This is a genomic window from Amycolatopsis sp. NPDC006131 (assembly GCF_040614175.1).
Classification (GTDB): Bacteria; Actinomycetota; Actinomycetes; order Mycobacteriales; family Pseudonocardiaceae; genus Amycolatopsis_E; species Amycolatopsis_E tucumanensis.
In genome coordinates, this window is sequence record NZ_JBEXTX010000036.1 from 57468 (window position 1) to 66011 (window position 8544).

The 8544-nt window shown below is 71.9% G+C and carries 9 protein-coding genes; 8 read left to right on the plus strand and 1 reads right to left on the minus strand.

The genetic code is table 11. The annotated features are described in order from the left end of the window. The first annotated feature begins 44 nt into the window (after nt 1-44). The gene (thrS, locus tag ABZ215_RS20140) at nt 45-2072 is read left to right on the plus strand and encodes a threonine--tRNA ligase (RefSeq protein ID WP_020420722.1); all 2028 of its coding nucleotides are present in this window, start codon (nt 45-47) and stop codon (nt 2070-2072) included. Continuing rightward, complete coding sequence (locus ABZ215_RS20145) at nt 2069-2635, plus strand: HIT domain-containing protein (RefSeq protein ID WP_020420721.1); 567 nt, start codon at nt 2069-2071, stop codon at nt 2633-2635. The genes thrS and ABZ215_RS20145 overlap by 4 nt, the downstream gene beginning before the upstream one ends. A 536-nt stretch (nt 2636-3171) precedes the next feature. Here ABZ215_RS20145 and ABZ215_RS20150 read toward each other — a convergent pair. Further along, nucleotides 3172-3720 (minus strand): YceI family protein, encoded by a 549-nt coding sequence (locus tag ABZ215_RS20150; RefSeq protein ID WP_020420720.1) that lies wholly within the window; start codon nt 3718-3720, stop codon nt 3172-3174. Between the two features lie 94 nt (nt 3721-3814). On the opposite strand from ABZ215_RS20150, the gene ABZ215_RS20155 reads away from it, so the two are divergent. From ABZ215_RS20155 to ABZ215_RS20180, 6 genes are all read left to right on the plus strand, one after another. Further along, a complete protein-coding gene (locus tag ABZ215_RS20155) occupies nt 3815-4321 on the plus strand; it encodes a MarR family transcriptional regulator (RefSeq protein ID WP_027930482.1) in 507 nt (168 codons plus the stop codon). Between the two features lie 144 nt (nt 4322-4465). Continuing rightward, nucleotides 4466-5074 carry a phosphatidylinositol phosphate synthase gene (gene pgsA, locus ABZ215_RS20160; RefSeq protein WP_017987950.1) on the plus strand — a complete coding sequence of 203 codons (609 nt, stop codon included), beginning with the start codon at nt 4466-4468 and terminating at the stop codon, nt 5072-5074. Beyond that, a complete protein-coding gene (locus ABZ215_RS20165; RefSeq protein WP_020420718.1) occupies nt 5074-5988 on the plus strand; it encodes a phosphatidylinositol mannoside acyltransferase in 915 nt (304 codons plus the stop codon). The genes pgsA and ABZ215_RS20165 overlap by 1 nt, the downstream gene beginning before the upstream one ends. Next, a complete protein-coding gene (locus tag ABZ215_RS20170) occupies nt 5985-7124 on the plus strand; it encodes a glycosyltransferase family 4 protein (protein ID WP_020420717.1) in 1140 nt (379 codons plus the stop codon). Before ABZ215_RS20165 ends, ABZ215_RS20170 begins: the two co-directional genes overlap by 4 nt. Beyond that, nucleotides 7121-7615 (plus strand): hypothetical protein, encoded by a 495-nt coding sequence (locus ABZ215_RS20175; RefSeq protein ID WP_020420716.1) that lies wholly within the window; start codon nt 7121-7123, stop codon nt 7613-7615. Before ABZ215_RS20170 ends, ABZ215_RS20175 begins: the two co-directional genes overlap by 4 nt. 9 nt (nt 7616-7624) lie before the next feature. Continuing rightward, nucleotides 7625-8125 (plus strand): XdhC family protein, encoded by a 501-nt coding sequence (locus tag ABZ215_RS20180; protein WP_354950770.1) that lies wholly within the window; start codon nt 7625-7627, stop codon nt 8123-8125. Nucleotides 8126-8544 lie beyond the last annotated feature (419 nt).

An 8544-nucleotide genomic window follows, 5' to 3' on the forward strand; every position in this document is an offset into this window, starting at 1 on the left:
CGGATAGCATCGGTGGGACATCACTTCGTTCGAAGGAGCCCATCGTGAACCAGCCGTCGTCCGCCGCAGCCGCACCCGCCGCCAGCGTGGTGGTGCCGGCCGGGACCACGGCCGGAGCCGCGATCCGCGAGGCGGGCCTGCCGACCAAGGGGCCGGACGCGATCGTCGTCGTCCGCGACGCCGACGGGCGCCTGCGCGACCTGGCGTGGGCGCCTGACGCGGACGCCTCCGTGGAGCCCGTCGCGGCGAACACCGAGGACGGCCGCAGCGTCATCCGCCACTCCGCGGCGCACGTGCTCGCCCAGGCGGTGCAGCAGCAGTTCCCGGAGGCCAAGCTCGGCATCGGCCCGCCCGTGAAGGACGGCTTTTACTACGACTTCCTCGTCGACAAGCCGTTCACCCCGGAAGACCTGCAGGCGCTGGAGAAGCGCATGAAGCAGATCATCAAGGGGGCGCAGCAGTTCTCCCGCCGCCGCTTCGACTCGGTCGACCAGGCGCGCGAGGAGCTCGCCGGCGAGCCGTTCAAGCTCGAGCTCATCGACCTCAAGTCTGATGTGGACACCTCCGAGGTGATGGAGGTCGGCGGCGGCGAGCTGACGATCTACGACAACCTCGACCCGCGCACCAAGGAGCGCGTGTGGAGCGACCTGTGCCGCGGCCCGCACGTGCCCACCACGAAGTTCATCCCGGCGTTCAAGCTGACCCGCGTGGCCGCCGCGTACTGGCGCGGCAGTGAGAAGAACCCGCAGCTGCAGCGCATCTACGGCACCGCGTGGGAGTCGGCCGAGGCGCAGGACGCCTACCTGGAGCGGCTGGCCGAGGCGGAGCGCCGCGACCACCGCCGCCTCGGCGCGGAGCTGGACCTGTTCTCCTTCCCGGAGGAGATCGGCTCCGGCCTGCCGGTGTTCCACCCCAAGGGCGGCATCATCCGCCGCGAGCTGGAGAACTACTCGCGCCGCCGTCACGAGGAGTCCGGCTACGAGTTCGTCAACACCCCGCACATCACCAAGAGCGGGCTGTTCTACACCTCGGGCCACCTGCCCTACTACGCCGACACGATGTTCCCGCCGCTGCCCCTGGAGGGCGAGGAGTACTACCTCAAGGCGATGAACTGCCCGATGCACCACCTGATCTTCAAGTCGCGCGGGCGGTCCTACCGGGAGCTGCCGCTGCGGCTGTTCGAGTTCGGCACGGTGTACCGGTACGAGAAGTCCGGTGTGGTGCACGGCCTGACCCGCGTGCGCGGGCTGACCATGGACGACTCGCACATCTACTGCACCCAGGAGCAGATGCCGGGCGAGCTGCGGTCGCTGCTGCGGTTCGTGCTCGACCTGCTGGCCGACTACGGCCTGTCCGACTTCTACCTGGAGCTGTCCACCCGCGGTGACTCGGACAAGTTCATCGGCTCCGACGAGGAGTGGGAGGAGGCCACCGAGACGCTGCGGCAGGCCGCCGTCGACTCCGGACTGGAACTGGTGCCGGACCCGGGCGGCGCGGCCTACTACGGCCCGAAGATCTCGGTGCAGGCCAAGGACGCCATCGGCCGGTCCTGGCAGATGTCGACCATTCAGCTGGACTTCAACCACCCCAAGCGGTTCGAGCTGACCTACACCGCCGCCGACGGCAGCCGCAAGCAGCCGGTGGTCATCCACCGCGCGTTGTTCGGCTCGATCGAGCGGTTCTTCGGCGTGCTCACCGAGCACTACGCCGGCGCGTTCCCGGCGTGGCTGGCGCCGGTGCAGGTGGTCGGCATCCCGATCGCCGACGAGCACGCCGAGCACCTGCGCGGCGTGGAGAAGGCGTTGCGCGCCAAGGGGATCCGCGTCGAGGTGGACACCAGCGACGACCGGATGCAGAAGAAGATCCGCACCCACACCACGCAGAAGGTGCCGTTCATGGTGCTGGCCGGCGCCAAGGACGTGGAGGCGGGCGCGGTGTCGTTCCGGTTCCGGGACGGCAGCCAGATCAACGGGGTGCCGGTGGCCGACGCGGTGGAGGCCATCACGAGCTGGGTCGAGCGGAGGGAGAACAGCTCGCCGACGGCCGAGGCGCTGAAGGCGGTCCTGCCTTGACCGAGCCGGAGCTGGTGGGCCAGGACGGCGTCGGGGTGCCGGACGCGCTGCAGCGCCTGTGGACCCCGCACCGGCTCGCCTACGTGCAGGGGCAGGACAAGCCGGAGGGCGACGAACCCGAGGGGTGCCCGTTCTGCCGCCTGCTCGGCATGGACGACGCCGACGCGCTGATCCTGGCCCGCGGTGAGCACGTGTGGGCGGTGCTGAACCTGTACCCCTACAACCCGGGGCACCTGATGGTGCTGCCTTATCGGCACGTGGCGGACTACCCGGACCTGACGCCGGAGGAGACGCGGGAGCTGGCGGAGTTCACCCAGCACGCGATGAAGGTGGTGCGGTCGGTGTCCGGGGCGCACGGGTTCAACATCGGGATGAACCAGGGCGTGATCGCGGGCGCCGGCATCGCGGCGCACCTGCACCAGCACCTGGTGCCGCGCTGGGGCGGCGACGCGAACTTCATGCCGGTGATCGGCCAGACGAAGGTGCTGCCCCAGCTGCTCGGCGAAACGCGCGAGCTGCTCTCGGACGCCTGGAAGCGAGTCCAGGGAGTGTCCGGTAACTGATCCACCTGCTGGCCTGGTTTGATCTTGGGTGGCGGGTCACTGTGGCGCGAGCACATCAGCACGCTGCTGGGGCTCGGAAGAAAAGGGGCTGCACGCCCGCCGTCGAGGCGCTCGCGGTCGACGGGGAAGGACTCGGCCGGTCCTGGGGCGGGCTGATACCGATGCGGGTGCTGCTCACCGGCGGCCAGGCCGGCGACAACCCCCAACTGGAGCCGCTGCTGGATGGCATCCAGGTGGATCGGGCCGGGCCGTCCGCGGTGTCGGCCCGAGATGGTCATCGCGGACAAGGCCTGGTCGCATCCCTCGACCCGGCAGGCGATGCGGGACCGGCGAGTCCGATTCACCAGCCTGGAACGGGAGGACCAGATCGCTCGTCACGCGGCGAAAGGTTCCCGCGGCGGGTGTCTTCCCGCTTTCGATGCCGAGGCCTACCAGCAGCGAAACGTCGTCTGGCTCAGATGACTTACAGGACACTCCCCAGTAGCGCGAAAGGGTCCGGACGGAGTGCCCGTCCGGACCCTTTCGCCGCGAGGTTCTCAGGCCTGCAGGCCGGCCTCGATGTTCAGCTCGATCTTCACCTTGTCGCTCACCACGGCGGCCGGGATGCTGGCGCCGACGCCGAAGTCGCTGCGCTTGATCTCGGTGGTGGCGGAGATGCCGAACACCTTGGTGCCCTCGGCCATGCCGTCGGCGAAGCCGCCGACCTCGGCGGTCAGGGTGACCGGCTTGGTGACGCCGTGCAGGGTCAGCTCGCCGTCGATGAAGTACTCGCCGTCCTCGGCGCGCACGCCCGTCGACACGAAGGTCAGCGTCGGGAACTGCTCGACGTCCAGGAAGTCGGCGCCCTTCACGTGCGCGTCGCGGTCGGCGTTCTTCGTGTCGATGCTGCCGGCCTTGATGGTCGCGGTCACCTTCGAGTCCGCGAGGTCGGCGCCGGTCACGATCTCGCCCTCGACCTCGGCGAAGCGGCCGCGGACCTTGGACACGCCCAGGTGGCGGACGACGAAGTCGACGTCGGAGTGCACCGAGTCGATGGTCCAGGTGCCCGCGATGTAGCCGGGGATCTCGGTCGTCGAAGCGGTCATGTGCTTGTCTCCTCACAACGAAGCTTGGTTGAGCCCTCAACCACACCTTAGCGAAGAGATGGTTGAGGGCTCAACTAGGGCTACTATGTGAGACATGTCCGAACCGCGATGGCTCAGCGAAGACGAACAGCGTGTGTGGCGCTCGTTCTCGGTCGCCGTCACCATGCTGCGCGGCCACGTGGATTCCCAGCTCCAGCGCGACGCCCGCATGCCGCACACCTACTACGAGGTCCTCGTCGTGCTGTCCGAGGCGCCCGGCCGCACGCTGCGGATGAGCGAACTGGCCGAGAAGTGCCATTCGTCACGCAGCCGGCTCTCCCACGCGGTCGCCCGCCTGGAGGCCAACGGCTGGGTGCGCCGCGACAGCTGCGGCACCGACAAGCGCGGCTCGTTCGCGAAGCTGACCGACCGGGGCTTCGCCGCGCTCGAAGCCGCAGCTCCCGGGCACGTCGAGGCCGTACGCGAGGCCCTGTTCGACGCGCTCACCCCGGACCAGGTGCGCGCGCTGGGGGAGATCTCCGACGCGATCCGCGACAAGCTCACGCCCCGCTGCGCGGAAGCCGTCGCGGCCGAGGAAGCCCGGCTGGACCGCCTCGCCTGAGGGCGCGCGGCGCCTTGGGCGCGCCGCGTCACCGGAGCGTCGTAGCGGGTGGATAGGCTGCGGTCAGCAAACCGACCCCGCAGCCCCAGGTGGAACGCCGAGAGCGATGGACATGCCCGCCGATACCGCCACCCCGACGATCTGATGCTGAACATCTTCGCGCGAGCGTCCGTCTCGCGAGCCCTGGACCCGCTCGGCCACGCGCTGGTGCGGGCCGGGCTGACCCCGAACGCGATGACCATGATCGGCACGGCCGGTGCGATCGCCTGTGCCCTGGTGTTCTTCCCGAACGGGATGCTGCTCGCCGGCACGTTCACCGTGTGGGGCTTCGCGATGCTCGACCTGCTCGACGGCGCGATGGCCCGCGCCCGCGGCTACGGCACCCCGTTCGGCGCGACGCTGGACGCGACCTGCGACCGGCTCGCCGACGGCGCCCTGTTCGCCGGCATCGCGTGGTGGTGCTTCGCGGTCGAGCACAACCTGCGCGCCGCGGCGGCCTGCCTGATCTGCCTCGTGCTGGCGCAGGTGATCTCCTACATCAAGGCCCGCGCCGAGGCGGAGGGTCTCAAGGCCGACGGCGGGCTGGTCGAGCGCGCCGAGCGGCTGATCATCGCGCTCGTCGGCACCGGGCTGGAGGGCCTCGGTGTGCCGTTCGCCGTCGAGGGCACGCTGTGGCTGCTCGCCGCAGGCTCGATCGTCACCACGGTCCAGCGGATGCTGGCCGTCGCCGCCTCCGCCAGGGAGGCGGGCTGATGGGCCGGTTCGGCGAGCGGATGGCCGACCTCGGCTACGCGGCCGGCTGGAACGTGGTGCGCCGCCTGCCGGTGCCGCTGGCGAAGGCCGGTTTCGGGCTGGCCGCGGACTTCGCGGCGTGGCGCAAGGGTCCCGGCGTGCGGCAGTTGCGCCGCAACCTGGTCCGCGTCGTGCCGCAGGCGGACGAGACCGAACTCGACGAGCTGACCCGGCAGGCCGTGCGGTCCTACGCGCGCTACTGGCACGAGGCGTTCCGGCTGCCGACGATGGACGCGGAGGGCATCCGGGCCCGGGTGAACGCGACGATCAGCGGCGTGGAGAACCTCGACGCCGCGCTCGCCGAGGGCAACGGCGCCGTGGTCGCGTTGCCGCACAGCGGGAACTGGGACGTGCCGGGCATCTGGGCCGTCGGCCGGTACGGCCCGTTCACCACGGTCGTCGAACGGCTCAAGCCGGAGTCGCTGTTCCAGCGGTTCGTCGCCTACCGCGAGTCGCTGGGCTTCGAGATCCTGTCCGCGGACGGCGGCACCGGCTCGTTCCGGTTGCTGCTGCAGCGGTTGCGGGAGAACCGGGTGGTGTGCCTCATCGCCGACCGCGACCTGTCCGGCAGCGGGGTGCCGGTGTCGTTCTTCGGGGAGAAGACGAGCATGCCGGCCGGCCCGGCCCGGCTGGCCGCCAGCACCGGCGCCGCGCTGCTGCCGGTGGGCAGCTGGTTCACCGAGGACGGCTGGGGCATCCGGATCCACCCGCGCATCCGCGTCGCGCACCGCACCGAGGTGCCCGCGGCCACCCAGGCGCTGGCCGACGTCTTCGCAGGCGACATCGCCGCGCACCCGGCGGACTGGCACATGATGCAGAAGCTGTGGGCCGCCGATTTCGAGGAGGCGACTTTTTCGGCGGAGGAAGCGGCGTGAAGGTCGGGATCGTCTGCCCGTACTCCTTCGACGTGCCCGGCGGTGTCCAGGGGCACGTCACGGACCTGGCGCGCGCGCTGCGCGACCGCGGGCACGAGGTGTCGGTGCTGGCTCCCGCGGACGACGACGCGGACCTGCCCGACTTCGTGCACCCCGCGGGCAAGGCGCTCGGCATCCCGTACAACGGCTCGGTGGCGCGGCTGCAGTTCGGCCCGGTGTCCTACGCGCGGGTGCGGCGGTGGCTGCGCGAGGGCGGGTTCGACGTGCTGCACCTGCACGAGCCTGCCGCGCCGAGCCTGTCGCTGCTGGCGCTGAAGGTCGCCGACGGGCCGATCGTCGCGACGTTCCACACCTCCACGCCGCGGTCCCGGACGCTGTCGGCGTTCCAGCCGGTGCTGCGGCCGCTGCTGGAGAAGATCACCGCGCGCATCGCCGTGTCCGCGCTGGCGCGGCGGGTGCAGGTCGAGCACGCCGGTGGTGACGCGGTGGAGATCCCGAACGGCGTCGACGTCGAGTTCTTCTCCCGGGCCGAGCCCCTAGAGGGTTATCCGCGGGCGGGCGGCACGATCGGGTTCGTCGGCCGGTTCACCGAGCCGCGCAAGGGCATGGACGTCCTGCTGGAGGCCGCCCGCCGCCTGCTGCCGGAGTTCCCGGAGCTGCGGCTGCTCGTGGTCGGGCGCGGCGAGGCCGACGCGCTGCGTCGCATGGCGGGCCCGGAGCTGGCGCCGCACCTGGAGCTGCTCGGGCAGGTCGACGACGCCACCAAGGCGCGGGCGCTGCGCAGCGTGGACGTGTACTGCGCGCCCAACACCGGCGGCGAGAGCTTCGGGATGATCCTCACCGAGGCGATGGCGGCCGGGACGGCGGTGGCGGCGAGCAATCTCGACTCGTTCCGCCGCGTGCTGGACGACGGCCGCGCCGGGGCGCTGTTCACCACCGGCGACAGCGCCGCGCTGGCCGATTGCCTGCGTGAGCTGCTCGGCGACCCGGCGCGGCGGACGTCGCTGGCCGCGGCGGCGGGGGAGCGGGTCGCGATCTACGACTGGCCGGTCGTGGTGACGCAGGTGCTGCGGGTCTACGAGACGGCGATCGCCGCCGACCCGCGGCGGGTCAGTGCGGAGGACGCGCCGCTGTGAACTGGTTCGTGCTGGTCGTCTCGATCGTCGCGGCGATCGTCGTGCTCGGCGGGTTGTTCCTGGTCGCGACCGCCAACCGGCTGGACCGGCTGCACGTCCGGCTGGACGCCGGGTGGGCGGCGCTGGACGCGGCGCTGGCGCGGCGGGCGGTGGTCGCGCGGGCCGTGGCGGCCGTCGACGGCGCGGCGCCGGGCCTGCGCGAGGCGGCGGACATCGCGGAGAAGGCCCCGCGCGCCGAGCGCGAGGTCGCGGAGAACGAGCTGACGCGGCTGCTGGAGACGGTCGACCGGGCCCGGCTGCCCGCGTCGCTGGCCGAGGAACTGGCCGACGCCGAGCACCGGGTGGTGATCGCGCGGCGCGTGCACAACGACGCGGTGCGCGACACGCTGGCGCTGCGACGGCGGCGGAAGGTGCGGTACTTCAAGCTGGCGGGCACCGCGCGGCAGCCGGAGTACTTCGAGATCGCGGAACCGCCGGTGCCGGGCGCTTAGGATCCGCGTATGGCTACGGACGACTCGGCGTGCGCGGTGGCGCACGGCGCGGACGATTCAGCGGTGGACACGCGGACGCTGGTCGCGGTGTTCGCCTCACCGGTCGCGGAGTTCCTGCTGCGCTACGGCGAGGACGTGGGCTACCGGACGCTGCTGTTCGAACCGGACCCCGCGCTAGCGGTCCCGGGCGCGACGGCCGAGTTGCCGGACCTGGATGGCGACACGGATGTCGTGGTGACCGACCACCACCGGCCCGAGCTGGGCACCGCGCTGCGGGACGTGCTGGCGCGGCCGGTGCGCTGGGCCGGGGTGATGGGCAACCCGCGACACGAGGGCCCGCACGTGGCGGCGCTGCGGTCGCTGGGCGTGGCGGAGGCCGACATCGCCCGGGTGCACCGCCCGATCGGCCTGGACATCGGCTCGCGCCGCCCGGCGGAAATCGCGATCGCGACCTTGGCTGGGTTGATCGCGGACCGCAACGGCCGGCCGGGTGGCTTCTTCGGCCGCTGATCCGCGGGCGCCTGACCGCCGCGCCGAGCGGCGCTGCGCGAGTCGCAACGGCCGTTCCGGCGGTTCTTCACCCGCTGATCGCGCCCGGCGAGGTGGATCTCGGCCGCGGCCGCGTTGCGTGCCGACCCACGAACGGGTTGTGGCGCGCGTTGTGCGCGAATCCCGTTCACGGACGCGACTTCCGCGTCCGGGTGCCGCCCGCGCGGCGCCGAGCGGCCCTGCGCGAGTCGCAACGGCCGGTCCGGCGGTTATTCGCCCGCCGAGCGCGCCCGGCGAGGTGGATCTCGGCCGCGGCCGCGTTGCGTGCCGACCCACGAACGGGTTGTGGCGCGCGTTGTGCGCGAACCCCGTTCACGGACGCGACTTCCGCGTCCGGGTGCCGCCCGCGCGGCGCCGAGCGGCCCTGCGCAGGTCGCAAC

Coding starts and splice junctions, on each gene's coding strand:
- ABZ215_RS20150 (WP_020420720.1), bottom strand. CDS start 3,720: ATGACCGCTTCGACGACCGAGATCCCCGGCTACATCGCGGGCACCTGG.
- ABZ215_RS20180 (WP_354950770.1), top strand. CDS start 7,625: ATGGCTACGGACGACTCGGCGTGCGCGGTGGCGCACGGCGCGGACGAT.
- pgsA (WP_017987950.1), top strand. CDS start 4,466: ATGCTGAACATCTTCGCGCGAGCGTCCGTCTCGCGAGCCCTGGACCCG.
- ABZ215_RS20165 (WP_020420718.1), top strand. CDS start 5,074: ATGGGCCGGTTCGGCGAGCGGATGGCCGACCTCGGCTACGCGGCCGGC.
- ABZ215_RS20155 (WP_027930482.1), top strand. CDS start 3,815: ATGTCCGAACCGCGATGGCTCAGCGAAGACGAACAGCGTGTGTGGCGC.